The 22,939-nt window shown below is 60.3% G+C and carries 21 protein-coding genes (1 of these 21 only partly in view); 2 read left to right on the forward strand and 19 right to left on the reverse strand.

Translation table 11 applies throughout. The features are described 5' to 3' along the window. Positions 1–2 precede the first annotated feature (2 nt). Complete coding sequence (locus QF045_RS03425; RefSeq protein WP_005783476.1) at positions 3–1,232, forward strand: nucleoside recognition domain-containing protein; 1,230 nt, start codon at positions 3–5, stop codon at positions 1,230–1,232. A 92-nt stretch (positions 1,233–1,324) separates the two neighbouring features. Here the strand turns inward: QF045_RS03425 and lptE are convergent, their stop codons facing one another. The 19 genes from lptE to QF045_RS03520 form a co-directional block, all read right to left on the reverse strand. Continuing rightward, complete coding sequence (gene lptE, locus QF045_RS03430) at positions 1,325–1,936, reverse strand: LPS assembly lipoprotein LptE (RefSeq protein ID WP_306491060.1); 612 nt, start codon at positions 1,934–1,936, stop codon at positions 1,325–1,327. After that, a complete protein-coding gene (locus QF045_RS03435) occupies positions 1,933–2,871 on the reverse strand; it encodes an MlaD family protein (RefSeq protein WP_306491061.1) in 939 nt (312 codons plus the stop codon). Before QF045_RS03435 ends, lptE begins: the two co-directional genes overlap by 4 nt. A 1-nt stretch (position 2,872) precedes the next feature. Further along, on the reverse strand, positions 2,873–3,676 hold the full coding sequence (locus QF045_RS03440; RefSeq protein WP_124365302.1) for an ABC transporter ATP-binding protein: 804 nt from the start codon (positions 3,674–3,676) through the stop codon (positions 2,873–2,875). Beyond that, positions 3,673–4,821 (reverse strand): ABC transporter permease, encoded by a 1,149-nt coding sequence (locus QF045_RS03445; protein ID WP_306491062.1) that lies wholly within the window; start codon positions 4,819–4,821, stop codon positions 3,673–3,675. The genes QF045_RS03440 and QF045_RS03445 overlap by 4 nt, the downstream gene beginning before the upstream one ends. A 54-nt stretch (positions 4,822–4,875) precedes the next feature. Then, complete coding sequence (locus tag QF045_RS03450) at positions 4,876–5,907, reverse strand: DUF5924 family protein (protein ID WP_306491063.1); 1,032 nt, start codon at positions 5,905–5,907, stop codon at positions 4,876–4,878. 70 nt (positions 5,908–5,977) lie between these two features. After that, entirely contained in the window at positions 5,978–7,360 is a 1,383-nt protein-coding gene (locus tag QF045_RS03455; protein ID WP_306491064.1) for a pitrilysin family protein, read from the reverse strand. Positions 7,361–7,418: 58 nt separating this feature from the next. Further along, a complete protein-coding gene (locus QF045_RS03460) occupies positions 7,419–9,077 on the reverse strand; it encodes a Na/Pi cotransporter family protein (RefSeq protein WP_306491065.1) in 1,659 nt (552 codons plus the stop codon). A 269-nt stretch (positions 9,078–9,346) separates the two neighbouring features. Next, positions 9,347–10,096, reverse strand: coding sequence for a TerC family protein (locus QF045_RS03465; RefSeq protein ID WP_306491067.1), 750 nt, complete (start codon positions 10,094–10,096; stop codon positions 9,347–9,349). A gap of 68 nt (positions 10,097–10,164) precedes the next feature. Next, positions 10,165–11,472 carry a CitMHS family transporter gene (locus tag QF045_RS03470; protein ID WP_181285393.1) on the reverse strand — a complete coding sequence of 436 codons (1,308 nt, stop codon included), beginning with the start codon at positions 11,470–11,472 and terminating at the stop codon, positions 10,165–10,167. 306 nt (positions 11,473–11,778) lie between these two features. Next, the gene (locus QF045_RS03475; RefSeq protein WP_306491068.1) at positions 11,779–13,740 is read right to left on the reverse strand and encodes a DUF4105 domain-containing protein; all 1,962 of its coding nucleotides are present in this window, start codon (positions 13,738–13,740) and stop codon (positions 11,779–11,781) included. Continuing rightward, a complete protein-coding gene (locus QF045_RS03480) occupies positions 13,737–14,057 on the reverse strand; it encodes a DUF2388 domain-containing protein (protein ID WP_306491069.1) in 321 nt (106 codons plus the stop codon). The genes QF045_RS03475 and QF045_RS03480 overlap by 4 nt, the downstream gene beginning before the upstream one ends. Positions 14,058–14,094: 37 nt before the next feature. Beyond that, the gene (locus QF045_RS03485; RefSeq protein WP_306491070.1) at positions 14,095–14,403 is read right to left on the reverse strand and encodes a DUF2388 domain-containing protein; all 309 of its coding nucleotides are present in this window, start codon (positions 14,401–14,403) and stop codon (positions 14,095–14,097) included. Positions 14,404–14,494: 91 nt separating this feature from the next. Further along, positions 14,495–14,815: a DUF2388 domain-containing protein gene (locus QF045_RS03490; protein WP_306491071.1), complete on the reverse strand. Its 321-nt coding sequence runs from the start codon at positions 14,813–14,815 to the stop codon at positions 14,495–14,497. 333 nt (positions 14,816–15,148) lie between these two features. After that, a complete protein-coding gene (locus QF045_RS03495; protein ID WP_032885015.1) occupies positions 15,149–15,364 on the reverse strand; it encodes a DUF1127 domain-containing protein in 216 nt (71 codons plus the stop codon). 318 nt (positions 15,365–15,682) lie between these two features. Beyond that, positions 15,683–17,176 carry an acetyl-CoA hydrolase/transferase family protein gene (locus QF045_RS03500; protein ID WP_306491072.1) on the reverse strand — a complete coding sequence of 498 codons (1,494 nt, stop codon included), beginning with the start codon at positions 17,174–17,176 and terminating at the stop codon, positions 15,683–15,685. A gap of 179 nt (positions 17,177–17,355) precedes the next feature. After that, on the reverse strand, positions 17,356–18,792 hold the full coding sequence (locus QF045_RS03505; RefSeq protein ID WP_306491073.1) for an NAD(P)(+) transhydrogenase (Re/Si-specific) subunit beta: 1,437 nt from the start codon (positions 18,790–18,792) through the stop codon (positions 17,356–17,358). After that, the gene (locus tag QF045_RS03510) at positions 18,792–19,112 is read right to left on the reverse strand and encodes an NAD(P) transhydrogenase subunit alpha (protein ID WP_003187417.1); all 321 of its coding nucleotides are present in this window, start codon (positions 19,110–19,112) and stop codon (positions 18,792–18,794) included. The genes QF045_RS03505 and QF045_RS03510 overlap by 1 nt, the downstream gene beginning before the upstream one ends. Before the next feature lie 15 nt (positions 19,113–19,127). After that, positions 19,128–20,249 carry a Re/Si-specific NAD(P)(+) transhydrogenase subunit alpha gene (locus QF045_RS03515; RefSeq protein WP_124434780.1) on the reverse strand — a complete coding sequence of 374 codons (1,122 nt, stop codon included), beginning with the start codon at positions 20,247–20,249 and terminating at the stop codon, positions 19,128–19,130. A 452-nt stretch (positions 20,250–20,701) separates the two neighbouring features. After that, positions 20,702–21,601, reverse strand: a complete 900-nt coding sequence (locus QF045_RS03520) for a LysR family transcriptional regulator (protein ID WP_306491074.1) — start codon at positions 21,599–21,601, stop codon at positions 20,702–20,704. A gap of 158 nt (positions 21,602–21,759) precedes the next feature. Between QF045_RS03520 and QF045_RS03525 the strand changes: the two genes are divergently transcribed. Further along, positions 21,760–22,939, forward strand: the 5' portion of a protein-coding gene (locus tag QF045_RS03525) for an acyl-CoA dehydrogenase (RefSeq protein ID WP_003187423.1). It continues 2 nt past the right edge of the window; the window shows 1,180 of its 1,182 coding nt (coding positions 1–1,180); it begins with the start codon at positions 21,760–21,762; the stop codon is cut by the window's right edge — 1 of its three bases falls inside, at position 22,939.

The raw sequence follows: 22,939 nt of genomic DNA on the forward strand, positions 1-22,939 counted from the left end.
TGATGCTCAATGGCCTGTGGCTTGGCTTCTTTGTCGTGGCAATGGTGTCAGCACTGGCGCAATGGCTGGTGGGCGGAAACGCCGGGATTTTTGCGGCGATGGTGGAAAGCATTTTCGCCATGGCGAAATTGTCGGTGGAAGTCATGGTGCTGTTGTTCGGCACCTTGACCCTGTGGCTGGGCTTTCTGCGTATCGCCGAAAAAGCCGGAATCGTCGATTGGCTGGCCAAGGCTCTGGGCCCGCTGTTTCGCCGCTTGATGCCAGAAGTGCCCGCCGGCCACCCGGCCATCGGCCTGATCACCCTCAACTTCGCCGCCAACGGCCTGGGTCTGGACAACGCCGCCACGCCCATCGGCCTGAAAGCCATGAAGGCGCTGCAGGAACTCAACCCGATTCCCAACACGGCCAGCAACGCACAGATCCTGTTTCTGGTGCTCAATGCGTCGTCGCTGACGCTGCTGCCCGTGACCATCTTCATGTACCGCGCGCAGCAAGGCGCTGCGGACCCGACGCTGGTGTTCCTGCCGATTCTGCTGGCCACCAGCGCCTCGACCCTGGTGGGCCTGCTGTCGGTGGCGGTCATGCAGCGCCTGCGCTTGTGGGACCCGGTGGTGCTGGCCTACCTGATTCCCGGTGCGTTGGTGCTGGGTGGCTTCATGGCACTGCTGGCGACCCTGTCTGCCACGGCGCTGGCCGGGCTGTCTTCGATCCTGGGCAACCTCACGCTGTTTGGCTTGATCATGCTGTTCCTGGTGATCGGCGCGTTGCGCAAGGTCAAGGTGTATGAGGCCTTTGTCGAAGGCGCCAAGGAAGGCTTTGACGTTGCCAAGAACCTGTTGCCCTATTTGGTGGCGATGCTCTGTGCGGTGGGCGTGTTGCGTGCCTCCGGCGCGCTGGATTTCGGCCTGGAAGGCATCCGCCATGTAGTGGCCTGGACCGGCATGGACACGCGTTTCGTCGACGCGCTGCCGACAGCGATGGTCAAGCCGTTTTCCGGCAGTGCAGCGCGGGCGATGCTGATCGAGACCATGCAGACCCAGGGTGTGGACAGTTTCCCGGCGTTGGTGGCGGCGACCATCCAAGGCAGTACCGAGACCACTTTCTATGTATTGGCGGTGTACTTTGGTTCGGTGGGCATCCAGCGCGCAAGGCACGCCGTTGGCTGTGCGTTGCTGGCGGAATTTGCCGGTGTGGTGGCGGCCATTGCGGTGTGCTACTGGTTCTTTGGTTAACCTCAGACCGCTATCGGGAGCAAGCCCCCTCCCACACTTTGACTGTATTCACAGATCTAAATGTGGGAGGGGGCTTGCCCACGATGAGGCCATCAGTGTTTAGAAGCACCATTGCCTTGCGCGACCACCCACTCCACCACCTGCCTGTTCAACGCATCCCCCGCCTGCCCAAACCCCGCCACCACGCCTGGCACCTTGGTATCGCTCACCGGCTGGCGCACTTCAAACCGGCGGCTGGCGATGATGCGCTGATCGCTGCCGCGCACTAGCCGAGCGTCCAGGCGAACCACCACCTCCACTGCCGTGCCACGGTACTCGCTCTGAAATGCCTGCAACTGCCCGCCCAGTTCATAGTCCGCCTGCAGGTTGGTCTCATCGGTACTCAGCAGCGTCACCCGGCCGTCACGCTGGAAACCGTCCAGCAGGCGATTACGCAGTAGCACGGGCGCCGGATCGCTCCAGCGCGAGTTCGCATAGCTGCTGATCAAGTCGCCATTGGGCACCACCGCGATGCGTGGGCTGTCGAGAAACTCGCTGGTCTGTGGCTTGGTCACGCGCAACGACCAGCTCACCGGCGCGCCTTGACTGACGGGCTGGGCGGACGCCAGGCGGTACACGTCGGATGGGTCCGGCTTGGGCAGGATCGAGCAGGCGCTGATCAGCGCCAAGGCCGCGGGGGCGATCAGTTGGTAAGCACGCTTCATGGCGTGAACTCCTTGTTCTTGTCACTGCCCAGCAGGTAACCGCTGGGGTTGGCTTCCAGGCGACGCGAGATGGCGCGCAGCGAACCGAGGGTTTCACGCAGTTCGCGCACGGCCGGCGCCAGCTCATTGAGGCCCTGCATGCCACTGTTCACTGAGTCTTGGTTGTTGGTCAGCAAGGTGTTGATGGTGGCGGTGCTTTGCTCAAGAGACTTCATCGCCTGCTCCGCACTGCCGAACGCTTGCTTGCCTTGATCATTGAGCAAGCCGTTGGCGTTGCGCATCAGCACGGTGGTCTGTTCCAACGCGCCGCCAGCCTGTTTGCTCACCTGCATCAATTGCTGCATCACCACTTTGATCTCGCCGCGCTGTTCTGCGATCGCGCCGGTGGTTTGCTGCAGGTTGTCCAAGGTGGTGCTCAAGCGTTCGACGTTTTCTCGGGAGAACAGCTGGTTGGCGTTGTGCAGCAGCAGGTTGATGCTGGTCATCAGGTCGTTGCTGTTATTGAGCAGGCGCGCGATAGGCGATGGCGACGCGATGATTTCCGGCAGGTTGCCGTCCTTGCCCTTGAGTTCCGGGCTCTGCGGGGTGCCGCCGCTGAGCTGGATGATCGAGGTGCCGGTGATGCCGGTCAGTGCCAGCTTGGCCTGGGTGTCTTCCTTGATCGGCGTCTGCCCGGCCAGACGGATGCGCGCCAGCACGCGGCGTGGGTCCTTGGGGTCCAGGCGTAGGCTGGTGACGTCGCCCACCTTGATCCCGCTGTACTGCACCGAACTGCCCTGGGACAGGCCGCTGACCGCTTCGTTGAACACCACCTCGTAATCGCGAAAGGCGCTGTCGACACTGGATTTGGCCAGCCACAGGCCGAACAGCATCGCGCCGACCACCACAATTACGCTGAACAATCCGATCATCACATGATGGGCTCGGGTTTCCATGTCATACCTCGTTAAGCGATTGAGCGGCATCCAATGCCGCGCGGCCTCGGGGGCCGTGGAAATATTCGTGAATCCAGGCGTCGTCGGTTTCCGAGACGACATCGATGGCATCGGCCACCAGCACTTTCTTTTGCGCCAGCACCGCCACGCGGTCGGTGATGGTATACAGCGTGTCGAGGTCGTGGGTGACCAGGAACACGCTCAAGCCAAGCGCATCGCGCAGGGTCAGGATCAGTTGGTCGAATTGCGCGGCGCCAATCGGGTCGAGGCCGGCGGTGGGCTCGTCGAGAAACAGGATGTCCGGGTCCAGGGCCAGCGCGCGCGCCAGGGCGGCGCGCTTGATCATGCCGCCGGACAGCGACGCCGGGTACTTGTCGGCCGCCGACAACGGCAGTCCGGCGAGGGCCAGTTTGACCGCCGCCAAATGCTCGGCATCGGCGCGGCTGAGCCCGGCGTGCTCGATCAACGGCAAGGCGACGTTCTCAGTGACAGTCAGGGAAGAAAACAGCGCGCCCTTCTGGAACAGCACGCCGAAGCGGCGTTCCACCAGCGAACGTTCATGCTCGGGCAGGCTCGGCAGGTTCTTGCCGAACACCCGCACTTGCCCTTCGCTGGGGCGCCGCAAGCCGACGATGCTGCGCAGCAACACCGACTTGCCGCTGCCGGAGCCACCGACCACCGCGAGGATCTCACCCTTGTACAAATCCAGGTCGAGGTTTTCGTGCACGCTCTGGCTGCCAAAGCGGTTGCACAGGCCACGCACCTCGATCACCGCCTCAGTGGGCGCTCGATGTAGACGACTCACCAGCCCATCTCCATGAAAAACATCGCGGCGACCGCGTCCAGCACGATCACCACGAAGATCGATTGCACCACGCTTGAGGTGGTATGCGCGCCGACTGATTCGGCACTGCCGCTGACCTTGAACCCTTCCAGGCAGCCAATCGCGGCGATCAGGAACGCGAAGATCGGCGCTTTCACCATGCCCACCAGGAAGTGCTGCACGCCGATGTCCGATTGCAGCAGCGACAGGAACATCGCCGGCGAAATATCCAGCGCCACCGCACACACCACGCCGCCGCCAATAATCCCCGAGAGCATCGCCAGGAACGTCAGCATCGGCAAGGCCACCAGCAGCGCCAGGACCCGCGGCAGCACCAGCAGCTCCATCGGGTCCAGGCCCAGGGTACGGATCGCGTCGATTTCCTCGTTGGCCTTCATCGAGCCGATTTGTGCGGTAAAGGCACTGGCCGTGCGACCGGCGATCAGGATGGCGGTGAGCAACACGCCAAATTCCCGCAGAAATGAGAACGCCACCAGGTCCACGGTGAATATCGTCGCGCCGAAGCTCTTGAGCACGGTGGCGCCGAGGAAGGCCACCACGGCGCCCACCAGAAAGGTCAGCAGCGCAACGATAGGCGCGGCATCGAGGCCGGTCTGTTCGATATGCGCGACCATCGGTGTGAGGCGCCAGCGTTTGGGCCGAAAGACGCCGCGCACGAAGGTTTCGAGGATCAGGCCGATGAAGCCCAGCAGTTTCATTCCGTCTTGCCAGACCGTGTCCACCGCGCGGCCGATGCGCGCCAACAGTTGAATGCCCGCGCCTTCTTCCGGTTCTTTAAGCGGTACGCAGAAATCGTTGAGCGAACGGTAGACCGTCTTGAGCAGTGCCCGGTCGGCGGCGGACAGGCTGCAATCGGTCTGCTCGGCGGACTGTTCGATACGTTCGGGCCCCAGCAGCTCCACCAGCAGCGAAGCGCCGGCCGTATCCAAAGCGCCGAGGCCGTTGAGGTCGATACGCGCACCAGCGTCGTACTGGCCGTCGAGGGTATGCGACAACTTCTTCAGGCGGGCGTAGTGGGCAAGCGTCCAGTCACCGGTAATCCGGAGCAACGGCGGTGTGCTGGACGTATCGAGTTGGGCCGCGCCGGCTGTCGTGCGAGAGGTCATAAGCTCCGAGCTTGTTTGGCTGTCCACAATTGCTACGTAATAGCACGATCGGGCTTACTTGGGGTTGTCCGTTTGTGCTGAGTCGGTGACGTTGAAGCGCAGCACGCCAATGACTTGCCCGTCTTCGGTCAGCACCCGCACCTGCCAGCGGCCTACCGAATCCGGCGGGAAGTTCTGCTTGTGGGTCCAGGCGCGGTAGCCTTCCTTGCGGCCGCCATGGATATCCAGGGCAATGCGGTCGACTTCCTTGCCGTTGAATTTCCACACGTGATAGATCCGTTCATCCAGGCCGCGAGGGGCGTTGATGGCGGTGTAGGCGTACAGCCCGCCGCTGCGCAGTTGGGCGGCGCTGACCTGCTTGAGGTCGTCGCCCGGTGTGCGGTCTTGGAGTTGAGTGCTTATGGCCACTTCGGTCATCCACAGGGTGGCAGGTGGTACCCAGCTGCGCAGCAGCCAGCCGGCGCAGCCAATCGCGGCCGTGACCCCCAGCAACATCGCCCAGCCTTTGACGCTGCGCAGCGGCAGGCTGACCGCCAGGCTTGGGATCGACAGGGCCATGGCGACGCCCAGGGCCAGCTTGTAACTTTCGGCGGTGGTCAGGTGCAGGATGATCGGCAGTGCGGTCAGCAATGCGGCGAATAACGTCAGCGTGTGCAGAGCGAGGAACAGTGACCGCTTGGGCGCCAGCCACTTGTAGTACAGCGGGTCGATGATCGAAACCAGCGCCGCCGCACCGAGCAGGCCGGTGAACACCGATTGGCCGCTGTTCCAGGCCGTGGTGACGAAAAAGAACGGCAGCACGAAGAACAGGCTTTCCTGGTGGATCATCTGCGTGGCATAGCGCAGTAGCGGTTCCGGTATTTCGCGATTGAAAAGCCTGGTGAACAGCTGGGTAAAGCTGTTTTCCAGCATCAGCCACAGCCAGCTCACCAGCATGATCACGGCGATCCAGCTGGCCATGCCTTGCTGGCGGTCCACCAGAATGAAACTGCCCACACCGGATATGAAGCCGCCGAGCGCGATCACCCCTGGGTAGCGCTTGATCAGTTCTATAACGCGCTGGATAAGGGGCGGCAAATTCGGCATGGGCGGTTCACAATAGGTGTGGGAAAAATCCTAGACAGGATAGCGTCTCAGGTCGCTGTTCGGTGCCTCATTACGCGTTGCGTTTGCGATAAAACCGCACGGCCATCCATATCAGAGTGATCAGCCCCAGCACACCCGCGCCCAATCCGCTCAGCGCGTTATAACTCAACAGCGGTTTTTCGATGCGCCAGTAGCCCGGCTGCGCCAGCACCTGACGCATGGCCTGGTTGGTCTGCGCCAGGCTCACGGCCTTGATGCGTTTGGCCGGATCGCTGAAGCGGCCATCGGCATATTCGCCGGCAGCGCTCCAGTAATAGTCGGCCAACGCGCTGTTGCCCTGTACCGCCCAGGCCTGGCGTGCGATGGCGGCTTGCTGCAGCCGAGCGAATACCGCCGGGTCGAGGCCATCCTTGAGCAACTGTGCCTTGAGGTCTTTGAGTACCTGTTCGGCTTGCTCGAGGTTGTCCCGCTCAAGGTCAGCGTTCAGGCTCAGGAACCCGACGCCGCCAAGCACTTCGCGCTCGCTCCAGGGGCCGTAGGACAAGCCGTGCTTGAGGCGCAGTTGGCGGTACAACGCCCAGTCGAGGTAGTCCTTGAGCAGGTCGTAGGTTTCGTCATGCTGGTCGTCCAATACCGGCTCCGGGAGCAGCCAGTGCAGCTTGGCATTGTTGCCGACCCAGCCGTGGATCAGGTCACGATGGCTGTCAGCGACGTTCTGGATTTGCGGCAATGGCCGGTGGTCGCTCGGCTCCACCGGGTCGAGTTGGCCATAGGTGCGCTCGAGGTAGGCAGGCAGCAGTTTGTCCAGGTCGCCGACGACGATCAGGGTCATGTTATTCGGCGCGTACCAGTTTTTGCGCAGTGCCTCCAACTGATCGCGGGTCAGGTGGCCGACCTCGGCGCGTTCGGCGCACTTGAGGCCCAGCTCGACGGCCAACTGGTTACTGGCATTGTGGCCCAGATCCTGGCGGTCCAGCAGGCGTTGCAAGTGGGAGTAATGGCCGCCGTCCTCGCGCTCGACCACTTGCTTGGCCGCATTGATATTGGCGTCGGTCAGTTGGGTGCGGGTGATGATTGCCAGCAGCAGGTCCAATACCTTGCGCTGGTTTTGCGCGGGCGCCTCGATCACGAACGTGGTGTCGGCGTTGCTGGTGTAGGCGTTCCACTCGCCGCCCAGGGCTTGCATGCGGTCTTCAAGCTCGCCTTCGCCACCGCCGTCGATCCCGCTGAACAGCAGGTGCTCGAACAAATGCGGCAGCTCTTTTTGCTCGCAGCTGAAGTCGTCCAGGCCCACGCCAACCACCAGGCGAATTGCCACGTGCCCGCGCTCGGTGCCCGGTTTGAGCAGCAGTTGCAGGCCGTTGGGTAAGGTGTAGCCTTCGACCTGCAGGCGGTCAAAGGCAAAGGTGTGTGCCGAGCCCATCAGCAGGCAGGCGAGTATCAGGCGACGCATAACAAGCTTCCTGGCGAACGAGGTCCATTGCTAACTGACTTCGCTCGCTGGCTTACGTTCAGGGCGAATGGGTGATGTCGGCAATATCTTCAGCAGACAGTGCGCCGGTGTCGGACGTTTCCAGCACCACATAAGCGCTGCTGCAAAACAGCGAGTTCAAGCGCTTCATGTCGGCAATCAGCTCCAAGTGCAGCGAGCTGGTTTCCAGGCTCTGCACGATTTTACGCTGCAAGCGGCTGACGTGGGCGTGGGCCAGACGACGTTCCTGGGCGCGAAAGCGGCGTTTCTCGCGCAGTAACTGGCGGGCGCTTTCTGGATCGCCGCTGAGAAATACCGACAAGCCCAGGCGCAGGTTGGAAATCAACTGGCTGTGCAGGTCGCTGAGTTCTTCCAGGCCGACTTCGGAAAACTGCCGACGTTGCGAGGTTTTCTGCTGCTGGACTTTGCGCAGCATGCGCTCGATCAAGTCGCCCGCCAGCTTCAGGTTGATCGACAGCTCAATGATCTCTGCCCAGCGTCGATTGTCCTGTTCACTCAGGTCTTCCCGGGGCATTTGCGCCAGGTAAAGTTTGATCGCGCTATAGAGCGCCTCGACGTCATCGCTGAGGCTGCGCATTTCCTGGGTGATGGCGGTTTGTTTGCCGCGCAGCACTTCCTGCATCGAGGTGAGCATGTTGTCGATCAAGTCGCCGAGCCGCAGGGTTTCGCGGGCGGCGTTGGCCAGCGCCAGGCTTGGCGTATCCAGCGCGGCCAGGTCCAGATGGCGCGGCTTGGCTTTGCCATTGGTCTCGGGCCGCTCGGGCAGCAGCCATTCGCACAGCCGAGCCATCGGGCCAATCGTCGGCAACAGAATCAGGCAACGGCTGACGTTGTAGAGCAGGTGAAAGGTGATGACCATGCCCTGAGTGCTGTAGTCCAGGCCGTCCATCCAGCGTACGAGTGGGTCGAGCACCGGAATGATCAGCAGCAGGCCGATCAATTTGTACAACAGGCTGCCCAAGGCGACTTGCCGCCCGGCCGTGTTTTGCATGCTGGTGCTGAGAAAGGCCAGGATGCCGCTGCCGATGTTGGCGCCGATCACCAGGCCGATGGCCACGTGCAAACCGATCACGCCGGCACCGGCCAGTGTGGCCGTCAGCAGTACAGCGGCGAGGCTGGAGTAGGAAATCATCGCGAACAGCGCGCCGACCAGGGCGTCGAGCAAGATGTCGCCGGTCAGCGAAGCGAAGATGACTTTGACGCCCTGAGCATGGGTAATCGGCCCGGCGGCTTCGACGATCAATTGCAGTGCCAGGATGATCAGCCCGAGGCCGATCCCGACCCGGCCGAGTTGCCCTGCCCGCGTCTGTTTGCGCGACAGGAAAAATATCACCCCGAGGAAAATCAGCAGTGGCGACAACCAGGACAAGTCGAGGGTCAGCACCCGCGCCATCAACGCGGTACCCACGTCGGCACCGAGCATGGTGGCCAAGGCAGGGGTAAGGCTCATCAGCCCTTGGCCGACAAAGGAGGTGACCAGCATCGCTGTGGCATTGCTGCTCTGCACCATGGCTGTCACCAAGATGCCAGCGACAAACGCAAGCCAGCGTTTGGACATGTTCTGCCCGATGACTTGGCGCAAGTTGGAACCGTAGACCCGCAGGATGCCGGTACGGACGATGTGCGTGCCCCAGATAAGCAGGGTCACGGCGGAAAGCAGATTGAGCAAGGTCAGCATGCTCGGCCCCCCGTGTGGGTGCGCTCCAACAGGAGCGAAGGAAAGTTACCGCGTGCCGCTCTACGTCTTGTGCTTAAGCTGTAGTTGGCGAATGGGCTCCGCGCCAGCATCGCATAGCTAAACTTGGGATTGAAACAAAACTGTCATCTGCAGGAACGAGTTTGCTCGCGAAGACGCCAAGGACAACGCGTTAAACCAGGCGGTGCGCGTTATCGTTGACGTTCTTCGCGAGCAAGCTCGCCCCTACAGGTTTATTGACCCGCAGCGTTCTAGCGCAGTTTCACCGGATCCTGCTGTTTCTTCTTTTTCGCGATGGCGGTGCGCATCTTGATGTTTATCGCTTCCACTGCCAGCGAGAACGCCATGGCGAAGTAGACGTAGCCTTTTGGCACGTGCACGTCGAAGGATTCGGCGATCAGCACGGTACCCACCACCAGCAGGAACGACAGCGCCAGCATCTTCAGCGACGGGTGCTTGTCGATGAACTCGCTGATGGTGCCAGCGGCCAGCATCATCACCAGTACGGCAACCACGATGGCGGCGACCATCACCGGCACGTGGGAAACCATGCCGACTGCGGTGATGACCGAGTCCAGGGAGAACACGATGTCGATGATCGCGATCTGGATGATGGTGTAGATGAACTTGCCACCGGCGCCTTTGGGCTCGTCATGGCTTTCTTCTTCACCTTCCAGGGCGTGGTACATCTCCTGGGAGCTTTTCCACAGCAGGAACAGGCCACCGAAGAACAGGATCAGATCGCGCCCGGAGATGCCCTGGCCGAAGACCTCGAACAAGTCGGCGGTCAGTTGCATGACCCAGGTGATCGACAGCAGCAACAGGATACGCGTGACCATCGCCAGGGCGAGGCCGAAGATCCGGGTGCGCGCCTGCATGTGCTTGGGCATGCGGCTGACCAGGATCGAAATCATGATGATGTTATCGATGCCCAGCACGATCTCGAGGGCCGTCAGGGTGAAGAAGGCAATCCAGATCTCCGGATTGGTCAGCCATTCCATGTGTATTCCTTTGTGCAAGTGTTAGACCGCGCAAGCTGTAGCGCCGCGCGGTGAGTGAGTCGGTAAGATTATAGAGTGCTGAACAGCGGAAAAATCCCCATCAGCAACGCGGCGAACATTATGCACAGGCATACCAGCACTGCCCACTTGAGGGTGAAGCGCTGATGATCGCCGAACTCGATACCCGCCAGGGCAACCAGCAAGTAGGTCGAGGGTACCAGCGGGCTGAGCAGATGCACCGGCTGGCCGACGATCGACGCCCGCGCCATTTCCACTGCGGTGATGCCGTAGTGGCTGGCCGCTTCGGCCAGTACCGGCAGTACGCCATAGTAGAACGCATCGTTGGACATGAAGAAGGTAAACGGCATGCTCACCAGCGCCGTGATCACCGCCAGGTACGGGCCCAGGGCTTCCGGGATGACCGCCAGCAGGCTCTTGGACATGGCATCGACCATGCCTGTGCCCGACAGGATGCCAGTGAAAATGCCTGCGGCGAAGATCAGCCCGACGACCGCCAATACGCTACCGGCGTGGGCCGCGACGCGGTCTTTCTGTTGTTGCAGGCACGGGTAGTTGACGATCATCGCGATACTGAACGCCACCATGAACAGCACCGGCAGCGGCAACAGGCCGGCGATCAGCGTGCACATCAGGGCCAGCGTGAGCGCGCCGTTGAACCAGATCAGCTTCGGACGGCGGGCGTCGGGAAATTGCGACACGCTGATTTCGCTGTGATCGATCTCGTCGCCTTGCAGGTGCAGTTCGCCCAGGCGCGCACGCTCGCGCTTGCCGTACATATAGGCAATTGCCAGGATCGCCACCACGCCGGCAGCCATCGCCGGGATCATGGGCACGAAGATATCCGATGGGTCGACATGCAGCGCACTGGCGGCGCGGGCCGTCGGACCGCCCCACGGCGTCATGTTCATCACGCCACCGGCAAGAATGATCAAGCCGGCCATGATCCGCGGGCTCATGCCGATGCGCTGGTACAGCGGCAGCATGGCGGCGACGCAGATCATGTACGTAGTGGCGCCGTCACCGTCCAGGGACACCACCAACGCCAGCACGGCGGTGCCGACCGACACTTTCAACGGGTCGCCCTTGACCATCTTGAGGATCTTGCGCACGGCCGGGTCGAACAGGCCGGAGTCGATCATCAGGGCAAAGTAGAGGATGGCGAACATCAGCATCACGCCGGTCGGCGCGAGCTTGGTGATGCCTTCGAGCATCATCGGGCCGATCTTCGGCGCGAAGCCGCCGAACAGCGCGAACAGGATGGGCACGATGATCAAGGCGATCAGCGCGGACAGGCGCTTGGTCATGATCAGGAACATGAACGTGATGACCATGGCGAAGCCAAGGAAAGTCAGCATAGGAATACTCCAGGCGTAGCGCGGCTAGGGAATGGCGGACCGGGTGGGGTCAGCGCAGAACGAAAGGCACGAGGCGTACGGGTGGAGTTGGGGCAAACAGGCGGGTACGGGCGGACATCGGAGATCACCATTGTTGTTGTTAACAGTCGGTCTATTGCCGACAGTGGAGGTGATCCTAGACGGGTAAGCTTTCAGCCAGCTTTCGCTGAGAAAACAGATGACACTCGGTCATTAGGCTGTTGCCGATACAAATGTGGGAGGGGGCAAGCCCCCTCCCACAATTCGGTTTTGTGTACCGCTGAATTTTCAAGGCAGCTCGAGGCCGCCTGCCGCCTTGTGCAGCGCCCGCAGGTGTTCACCCATTTGCTTGAGGTTGGCTTCGCAGGCGGCAATCTCGGCGGCGCGGGAAGGATCGAGCAGCGCCCTCACCTCTTTATCCAGGTCGCCGGTCAGCGATTGCAGTTGCTTCTGGCGTTCGGCACTTTCCGATTCCAACCGTTTGGCTTCCGACGGTTGCGGCAGGCCATAGCCGCCACTGTCGAGCAGCTCGGCCGGGCGACTGAGGAAGCCGCTGTTGGCGAGAATTTGCTGCAAGGTGTTGTTGGCCTTTTCCATCCCGCCGTTTTTCAGCTCGCGCGCATTGAGGTAACGCTGTTTGACTTCGTCTTGGGCAAGCATTAACTGTTTGCGGTAGCTGGCTTGTTCCAGCAGCAGCAAGGCGGCGCTGGTGCGCAAGTCGGCCTGGCTGAACCATTGACGGCGTTCCTGTGCATCCAGCGACAGCCAGTCTTCAACCTGGGTCTGCTTGATCGGCAGACGTTTGCGCAGCACATCGAACATCGCCTGATAGCGTTCGCGGAACGAGTCGAAGTGGTAACCCAGGCGCAACGCCTCGCGCTTGTCATTGAGTACGCTGGTGTCGGCCAGCCCGCGCGCGCTGAGCACTTCCAGCAAGCCGTTGGGGGTGATGTTGTCCAGGCCTGTCAACTGTGGGTTGGCGCTGCCACTGCGCAACAGTTTCAAGCTTTCTACCGCGCAATTGTTGGAGATAAAGAAGTAATTGCCGTCGTAGCTCCAGTGCATCTCGGCGGCATGTTCGACCGTGTCGTTGATTTCCTGGCGGTTGAGCTTCAGCGGCACCGACGCCAGGCCACGCAGTTCAGTCTTGGTGTATTCGTCGATGACCTGGGCCAGCGGCAAAACGAACAGCCGTGACGGGTATTTGCCCACCAGGCCATCCCAGCTCGATAGCTGTACGTCACCGACGAAGGCGCGGTAGGACAAGACAAGGTGTTGATCCAGGTCCAGCCGGCAGTCTGGCCCGCGAGGGCGGCCGGGCGCGCAGATCACCAGGCGCAGCATGCTATGGCCCCAGCGACTCACCAGGTTCTGATTGGCTTCGGCGAGCAGGTAGTCGATTTCGTACACCCGTTCCGGGTCGATCTGGCCCAACGGTGTTTTGGCGAAATCATTGCCTGCGTTCAAGAAAGCGTAGGTCTTGCCGCAGGTATCCTGCCCGGGCGGCGCCCAGCCGAAGTGTTCCTTGTAATAGCGCGCCAGCGCGGGACGGCGGCAGGCGTAGCTGGGGTCGAGGAGGAAGTACTCCATGTTGACCGCAACGAATTCCAGCGGGCTGGTGGTTTCGTAGATGTCCGGGCTGCGAGCTACCTGATTGTTGTGCTGTTCACGTTCGCCGCGACGGCCGACGTATTGCGGCCAGCCGGCGAGGTCCAGCAGGCGTGGATCGTCACTCAACGTGAAACGACGGTCATTCTGGCCGCGGCACTGGTCGGGCAAGCCAATCAAACCGGTGATGCTGTTCTGGCGGCTGCATCGCTGGATCAGCGCACGCTCGTCCTTGGACCACAGGCGCGCACGGTCATAGATGTGGGTCAGTTCATGCAGCACAGTGGCGAGCATTTCCCGGCGCACGGTGCCGTGAGGACGATTGGTTTTCTGGGTGGCGGCGCTGCCGTCGGTCAGGCTGGCGAGCAGGTTTCGGTTGAGGTCTAGTTCAGACACCAGCGATGCCTGGCCATAAGCGTTCTCAGGCATTTTGTCGGTCCAGCCGACGTCGATACGGCGGTCCAACTGCTCGATGAAACGCGGCGGCAAGGCGCCCAGCGCTTCATCGAGCAACGCCTGGCTGGCCTGCTGTTCGGCCTGGCTCAGACCCTCGGTCTTGAGCCGCAGTTGCAGGCTGGCCTGGGCTGCGTCGGCGCACAGCAACACAGCTCCGGCCAAGAGCCAGGCTTTGATTCGCCTCACAGAGCGAGGATAGCTTCGGCGAGCGTCTGGTCACTGGCATCACGGGCTTCTGGCACGCGGGTGCGCAAGGTGTCGAAGGCTGCTTCGAGCTGCGCACCACGGATCTCGCCGTTGGTGGCGACGAAACTGGCGGCATCATCGTGGGCTTCGCGCACGATCTTGGAGTCGCGGATAGAGGTGGTGGTGTCCGAGGTGAAGTCAATGGTGCGCGCAGATGCACGGACGACGATGTTGCTGGTGGCCTTCAGGGTTTGCGCCTGGGCGACATCAGCCAGAACCAGCAGGCCGAGGGCGGCGACGATCAACGGGCTACGCATGGGGTGACTCCAATACAAGAGGGACATACAAAGATGATTATTGGACGAGAATTGCTTGCGCCAGTTCAAGGTCGCCTGCATGAAGTTTTGGCTGGGTGCGGCGCAGATAATCCAGTGCGGACTCCAAGCGTGCGCCTCGCCATTGGCCGTCAGTGGCAACGAAAGCGGCAGCGTCATCCTTGGCAAGCCGTACCAACTTGTTGTCGAACGGCGCAGAGGTCACCTTGCTGGTGGCGTACACGCTGACAACGGTGCTCTGAATGGAGACGTCGAAGGCCGAAGCCAACGGTGCCCAGCAGGCGCAGAACATGAAAGGAACAATCAACAGGCGGTTTGAAAAAGCCATGGGACTCGACAATTGAAAACGAGCGCCAAGGCTAGCGCAATGACCGGGTGAGAGCCAGTGCAGTGACTGGCTCTGCCTGCTTGCGCCTGGGTTAGATCGCCAGGATCGCCTGGGCCAATTGAGCGTCGGTGGCGGTGTTCAACTGCGGCGCTTGTTGGCGGATCTGTGCCAGGGCGCTTTCCAGTTTCACGCCACGGATGGCGCCTTCGCTGGCAACGAAGCTGGCGGCGTCGTCACGGGCGGCTTGCACCACTTTGTTGTCGCGCAGGGAGGACGTGGCATCGGACGTGGCGTCAGAGGTGGCTTTCAGTGCGCCAACGATCGAGTCGGTGGTCACGATCAGGCTGCTCGCATTGGCGTTGGCAGCAATAGCCAATAGGGCAGCAGTGCACAGCAGGCGAAGACGGGACATGGGATAACTCCTGTAGATGGGCAAATTAGGTGGCACAGAACGGCCACAGTGAAACGGACGTTGGGCAACTGGGCATCTGACGCCCGATCTACAAGGTTCGCCACGTGGTGACTGGATATTAAGCCACCGCTTGTCCATTCGGAAGCGGGTTGTATAACTGTTACGGCTGTATGTTGAAATATAAAAACTGTACTGGTCGAAGAGAGTGTGACTGTTCCAATTCCGTTCTTCCAGAAACAACAAAGCCCGCCTCCGGTTACCCGGGGCGGGCTTTGCTTTGACAAATCAGAGTGCTGGCGGTGGACCCGACGGGTCAGGGCCAGCGAGCGCTAATCAGCGCCAGAACGGCTTGCTCAGCTCTTCGTAGCGTTGAGCTTCGCTGATACCGGCGTCAGCCAGCAGACGCGAATCCAGGCGAGCCAGTTGGTGGCGGCTGGAGATGCGGCGCTGCCACAACATCAGGTTGGCGAGAACGCGCAGAGGCATGGAAGCCTGGGTGTTGACAGCTTTTTCTTCGAAGAACAGTTCGGAACTGAGTGTACGTTCCATGATGACATCCTTCCGCTTGTGGCGGGATTAGGTAGTGGTTTAACTGATGCCAATGATCCTCCTCGCACGCAAGACTCTCTAGATACAGTTCACCTGTATTGTGAGGGGCCAGTTAACTGTTTATAGAGGCTGTACGGTACGGAATTGGTGCAACTGTACCTGTCTGCACTTAAACAGTGCGAAATAGGGGATTTTGAGGTGGGCAGTAGGATATTTCGGTAGGAAATGACCGGTACAGCAGTACAGTTTTTGATAAATATGCAGGTTGGACAACCGGGCCAATAAAACTGTATTTGCCTCAGCCCGGTCGTGTATCGATCAAGCCTTAAGCATGTGGCCTGTTTCTTCCAGGTTAATGTGCCAGCTCAGTGCTTCGCGCAGGATGTGCGGGGTATGCCCGCCGAGAGCGCAGGCGGCGTCGAAGTAACTGTTCAGCGCATCGCGATACGCCGGGTGCACACAGTTGTCGATGATCACTCGGGCACGCTCTCGTGGCGCCAGGCCACGCAGGTCGGCCAGGCCCACTTCGGTCACCAGGATGTCTACGTCATGCTCGGTGTGGTCCACATGACTCACCATCGGCACCACGCTGGAAATGGCGCCGCCTTTGGCAATCGACTTGGTTACAAAGATCGCCAGGTGCGCATTGCGTGCAAAGTCCCCGGAACCGCCGATACCGTTCATCATTCGCGTGCCGCAGACATGCGTAGAGTTGACGTTGCCGTAGATATCAAACTCCAGCGCGGTGTTGATACCAATAATGCCCAGGCGACGAACCACTTCAGGGTGGTTGGAGATCTCCTGCGGGCGCAGCACCAGTTTGTCCTTGTAGTGCTCAAGATTGCCGAACACATCGGCATTGCGCCGCTCCGACAGGGTGATCGAGCTGCCGGAGGCAAAGCTCAGCTTGCCAGCGTCGATCAAGTCGAAGGTCGAGTCCTGCAGCACTTCCGAATACATGGTCAAGTCTTCGAACGGCGAGTCGATCAAGCCGCACATTACCGCGTTAGCGATATTGCCAATGCCGGCTTGCAGTGGGCCAAGCTTGTTGGTCATGCGCCCGGCGTCTACTTCCTGTTTCAGAAAGTTGATCAGGTGGTTGGCGATGCCTTGGGTATCGGCGTCGGGTGGCGTCACGGTGGACGCGGAATCCGCCTGGTTGGTGATCACGATGGCGACGATCTTTTCGGGCGGGATCGGAATCGCCGTGCTGCCGATGCGATCATCGACTTTTACCAGTGGAATCGGTGTGCGCGTTGGCCGATAGGTAGGGATATAAATGTCGTGCAGCCCTTCCAGGTTCGGGTTGTGCGCGAGGTTGATCTCGACGATCACTTGCTTGGCGAAAATCGCGAAGCTGGCCGAGTTGCCCACCGAGGTGGTGGGCACGATATGCCCCTGCTCGGTGATTGCGACGGCTTCGATCACTGCGATGTCCGGCAACTTGAGCTGGTTGTTGCGCAGTTGCTCGACGGTTTCCGACAGGTGCTGGTCAATAAACATCACCTCGCCCGCATTGATCGCCTTTCGCAGCGTGCTGTCCACCTGGAATGGCATGCGGCGCGAGAGCACGCCGGCTTCGGTCAGCTGCTTGTCCAGGTCGTTGCCCAGGCTGGCGCCAGTCATCAGGGTGATTTTCAGCGGCGAAGTCTTGGCGCGTTCGGCCAGGGCGTGGGGGACGGCCTTGGCTTCACCGGCACGGGTGAAGCCGCTCATGCCGACGGTCATCCCGTCCTCAATCAGTGCAGCGGCGTCTGCCGCGCTCATGACCTTGTTCAACAACGAAGGCAAGCGGATACGATCACGGTACATGAATGTTCATCTCAGGCTACGGAAGCAAGGTGGGCAGTGTAGTGATTTCAAAAAGTTTCGGCCCGCTACCATGGTCGAATGCCGAGCAGCGATTTAGAGCCTTTGGTCGGGTTTCACGTGGTAACAAAAAACCCCAGCCTACGGGAGGCCAGGGTTTTGGGTATTGCGCTGGCGCAGTGTTATTCGACGGCCTTGACCATGTCTTCGATGACCTTCTTGGCATCGCCGAAGACCATCATGGTCTTGTCGAGGTAGAACAACTCGTTATCCAGGCCCGCGTAGCCGCTGGCCATCGAGCGCTTGTTGACGATGATGGTCTTGGCCTTGAACGCCTCAAGGATCGGCATGCCGGCGATCGGTGAGTTCGGATCGTTCTTGGCGGCCGGGTTGACCACATCGTTGGCGCCCAGCACCAGTACCACGTCGGCCTGGCCAAACTCGGAGTTGATGTCTTCCATCTCGAACACTTGGTCGTAAGGCACTTCTGCCTCGGCCAGCAGTACGTTCATGTGCCCAGGCATACGGCCCGCCACGGGGTGGATCGCGTATTTTACCGTCACGCCGTGGTGAGTCAGCTTCTCGGTCAGCTCCTTGAGCGCGTGTTGCGCTCGAGCCACGGCCAGGCCATAGCCCGGCACGATGATTACGGTGTCAGCGTTGGTCAGCAGGAAGGTGGCATCGTCGGCCGAGCCGGATTTTACCGGGCGCGCTTCTTTTGAGCCTGTCGCAGCCGCGGCATCAGGCGTATTGCCGAAACCGCCGAGCAGTACATTAAAGAAGGAGCGGTTCATGGCCTTGCACATGATGTACGAGAGGATCGCGCCGCTGGAGCCCACCAGGGAGCCTGCGATGATCAGCATCGAGTTGTTCAGCGAGAAGCCAATCCCCGCCGCCGCCCAGCCGGAGTAGCTGTTGAGCATCGACACCACGACCGGCATGTCGGCGCCGCCGATCGGGATGATGATCAGCACGCCCAGTACAAAGGCCAGTGCCAGCATCACAGCGAATGCAGTGAGGTTGCCGGTGAACATGAATGTCAGGCCCAGGCCCAGGGTCAGCAGGCCCAGCACCAGATTGAGCTTGTGCTGGCCACCGAACTGTACCGGTGCGCCCTGGAACAGGCGGAACTTGTATTTGCCCGACAGCTTGCCGAAGGCGATCACGGAGCCGGAGAAGGTGATTGCACCAATCGCCGCGCCGAGAAACAGCTCCAGGCGGTTACCCGCAGGAATCGAGTCGCCCAGGTGTTTGACGATGCCCAGCGATTGCGGCTCGACGACAGCAGCAATGGCGATAAACACCGCTGCCAGGCCGATCATGCTGTGCATGAAGGCGACCAGCTCCGGCATCTTGGTCATTTCCACGCGCTTGGCCATGATCGAGCCGGCGGTGCCGCCGATCAGCAGGCCGACGATCACGTAGCCGATACCGGCGGTTGCCAGTTCAGCACCGAGCTTATAGATGAGACCAACGGTGGTGAGCACTGCCAGCGCCATGCCAAGCATGCCGAACAGGTTGCCGCGCCGCGAAGTGGTTGGGTGCGAGAGGCCCTTGAGGGCTTGGATGAAACAGATCGACGCAATCAGGTAGAGCGTCGTGACGAGGTTCATGCTCATTACTTTGGCGCCTCTTCTTTTACTTTCGGGGCTTTTTTCTTGAACATCTCAAGCATGCGCCGGGTGACCAGAAAGCCACCAAAGACGTTGACCGCCGCCAGCGCCACGGCCAGGGTGCCCATCGTCTTGCCCAGCGGCGTCACCGTGAGGGCTGCGGCGAGCATGGCGCCGACGATCACGATTGCCGAAATGGCGTTGGTCACTGCCATCAACGGCGTGTGAAGCGCGGGTGTCACGTTCCAGACCACGTGGTAACCGACATAAATCGCCAGCACAAAGATGATCAGGTTGTAGATACCGGGGGAGATAAGCTCTTCCATCGTCTGAATCCCTGCTTAGGCGTTTTTGCGGATGACTTGGCCGTCGCGGCACATCAGGCACGCGGCGACGATGTCGTCTTCGAGGTTGATTTCAAACTGCCCTTCCTTGGTGAACACCAGTTTCAGGAAGTCCAGCAGGTTGCGCGCATACAAGGCCGATGCATCGGCTGCCACGGCGCCGGCCAGATTGGTCGGGCCGCAAATGATCACGCCGTTTTCCACCACGACTTGATCGGCGACCGTCAGCGGGCAGTTGCCGCCCTGCGCTGCCGCAAGGTCAATGACCACTGAGCCGGGCTTCATCTGCGCGACGGTTTCGGCGCTGAGCAACGTGGGTGCCTTGCGGCCGGGGATCAATGCGGTGGTGATGACGATATCGGCTTGCTTGGCGCGCTCATGTACCGCCAGGGCCTGGCGTTGCATCCAGCTGGTGGGCATCGGGCGTGCGTAACCGCCGACGCCGACTGCGCATTCACGTTCTTCATCGGTTTCGTAAGGCACATCGACGAACTTGGCGCCGAGGGATTCAATCTGCTCTTTGACGGCCGGGCGTACATCAGAAGCTTCGATCACCGCCCCCAGGCGTTTCGCCGTTGCGATGGCCTGCAGACCTGCGACGCCAGCACCGAGGATCAGCACGCGGGCCGCTTTCACGGTGCCTGCGGCGGTCATCAGCATCGGCATGAAACGCGGGTAGTGATGGGCCGCCAGCAATACGGCTTTATAGCCGGCGATGTTGGCCTGCGAGGACAGCACATCCAGGCTCTGGGCCCGCGAGGTGCGTGGCGCAGCTTCAAGCGCGAAGGCCGTGATGCCGCGTTCTGCGAGCTTGGCGATAGTTTCGTTGCTGAACGGGTTGAGCATGCCCACCAATACGGTGCCGCTTTTGATCAGCGCCAGTTCGCTGTCGCTGGGGGCAACCACCTTGAGGATCAGTTCGGCGCCAAACGCATCGTTGGCGCTGCCAATGGTTGCGCCTGCCGTTTCATAGGCACTGTCGACGATGCTGGCTTTAATGCCTGCGCCGCTTTGTACAGTGACCTTATGGCCCTGGCCGATCAGCTTCTTGATGGTTTCCGGGGTGGCAGCCACCCGCGTTTCACCGGTCTGGGTTTCGAGAGGAACACCAATGTGCACGTCAAATCTCCTGCATGATCTTTTTGCTTTTGATCTTTTTGTAAAAAGGCCAGTGCGCCATGAGTGGCGCAGCTGGGGCGGCCGATCAGCACGATCCCGCTGAAATGACAGCGGGGCGCGGCATTTTGCAGGCGAACTTTACGGCCTTCAAGGGATTATGACGGGTGACGAAAAATTAACTACAAGTCACCCTGTGACTGATTGTCGCAATGCCAAGGAATAACCCTTTTAAATACATATGTTTGAAGGGTTTAAAGGTTCGGAGGGCGGATTTTCCATCTTCGCTGTGAATAGTCGGTTATTGGCCTGTAATAGTCGCTACAAGCCATGCAAATCATGGCCTTCACCCTTATTTTGGTTCAGCCGGTACAGTCTGTCTAAATGCGACATTCAATTATATCTGTAGGGCCTTAATTTATCTGACTACAAGGTCAACAATGGGCTTGTCGCCTTTAAACGTTGGGGTTGTAGCGCTGAGATTGAGCAATCAGCCAGTCTCGGAACGCATGTAACGAAGCAGATTCGACCTTTCGCTCCGGGATCATCAGGTAATAGGCCTTGTCGCTGCGCAGGGTTTGCTTGCCTGCGATTACCAGTTGCTTGTCTTTGAGCTCCCGCTGGATCAGGAACGGTGGGATCAGCGCGATTCCCATGTCATGCATTGCCGCCTGTGACAGCATCGAGAATAGCTCGTAACGCGGGCCTGTCATGTCGCGCGCGATGCTTAGATGCTGGGCGCTGAACCATTGACGCCACGCATAAGGGCGCGTTGTCTGCTGCAGCAGGGGCAGTTCGGCTATTTCCTGAGGGGTGAAGTGCGCACGGTCGCCGAGCAATCGTGGGCTGCATACGGGGATAGGGTTTTCACCCATGAGTCTATGGGAGTGCGTGCCGGACCAGTCGGCATCGCCGAAATAGATCGCGGCGTCGAAGTCGGTGTCGGCAAACAGGAAGGGGCGTGTGCGGTTCGTCAGGTTGACCGTTACTTCCGGGTGCTGCTGTTGAAAGTCTTTCAGGCGTGGGATCAGCCATTGGGTGCCAAACGTGGGTACCACCGCCAATTCGATCACGTTCGCGCCCTGCTGGCCCATGATCGAAAGCGTGTCGCGCTCCACGGCGTCCAGTTGCGTTGCCACCCTGCGGCTGTAGGAGAGCCCCGCCTCGGTCAGCTTTACCCCGCGCCGCGAGCGTCGAAACAGCTCGACACTCAAAAACTCTTCGAGGCTGGCGATTTGTCGACAGATCGCGCCTTGAGTAATGGAAAGCTCCAGCGCCGCCTTGGTGAAGCTCTCGTGACGGGCCGCTGCTTCAAAGCTGATCAGCGCGGTAGTGCTGGGGATTTTTCTGCGCATGTACATAGTCCTCACAGGTAAGGCGCTTTTTATGGCCTTATCGGGCGTTACGAAGTGAGAAATTAGCACAAGCTCTTGCAGAAACCTCGTTTGCCCTCTGCACCGGCCCGGCCTAGTCTGCATGCACGACGTTTGATTCTTTTCGTGAGGACTTATTCATGGCTGGCAAGGCAAGCTTCAACTGGATCGATCCACTGCTGCTGGATCAACAACTCACTGAAGAAGAGCGCATGGTGCGTGACAGCGCCGAGCAATTTGCTCAGGACAAGTTGGCTCCTCGTGTGCTTGAAGCTTTCCGTCATGAAAAGACCGACCCTGCGATCTTCCGCGAGATGGGCGAAACCGGCTTGTTGGGTGCGATGATCCCCGAGCAATACGGTGGCAGTGGTTTGAACTACGTCAGCTATGGGTTGATTGCCCGGGAAGTCGAGCGAGTCGATTCCGGTTATCGCTCGATGATGAGTGTGCAGTCCTCGCTGGTGATGGTGCCGATCAACGAATTCGGTACCGAAGCGCAAAAGCAAAAGTACCTGCCGAAGTTGGCCTCCGGCGAATGGATCGGCTGCTTCGGCCTCACCGAGCCCAACCACGGCTCGGACCCAGGCGCGATGATTACGCGTGCACGTAAAGTGGATGGCGGCTACAGCCTGACGGGCGCGAAGATGTGGATCACCAACAGTCCGATCGCTGACGTGTTCGTGGTGTGGGGCAAGGACGACGCGGGCGACATACGCGGTTTTGTCCTGGAGAAGGGCTGGAAAGGCCTGAGTGCCCCGGCGATTCACGGCAAGGTCGGTCTGCGGGCGTCTATCACCGGCGAAATCGTGATGGATAACGTATTTGTACCCGAAGAGAACATCTTCCCGGATGTGCGTGGCTTGAAAGGTCCTTTCACTTGCCTGAATTCGGCGCGGTACGGCATCTCCTGGGGAGCGCTTGGGGCTGCGGAGTTCTGCTGGCACACCGCGCGTCAGTACACGCTTGATCGCCAACAGTTTGGTCGCCCATTGGCCGCCACGCAGTTGATCCAGAAGAAGCTGGCCGATATGCAGACCGAGATTACGCTGGCGCTGCAAGGCTGTTTGCGTCTTGGGCGGATGAAGGATGAAGGGACTGCGGCGGTTGAGATTACTTCGATCATGAAGCGCAACTCATGTGGCAAGTCCCTGGATATCGCGCGCATGGCTCGAGACATGCTCGGTGGCAACGGTATCTCCGACGAGTTTGGGGTGGCGCGTCATTTGGTCAACCTGGAGGTGGTCAATACCTATGAAGGTACGCATGACGTGCATGCCCTGATCCTGGGGCGCGCGCAAACCGGTCTTCAGGCCTTCTATT

Source organism: Pseudomonas sp. W4I3 (assembly GCF_030816195.1).
In the GTDB taxonomy this organism is placed as follows: domain Bacteria; phylum Pseudomonadota; class Gammaproteobacteria; order Pseudomonadales; family Pseudomonadaceae; genus Aquipseudomonas.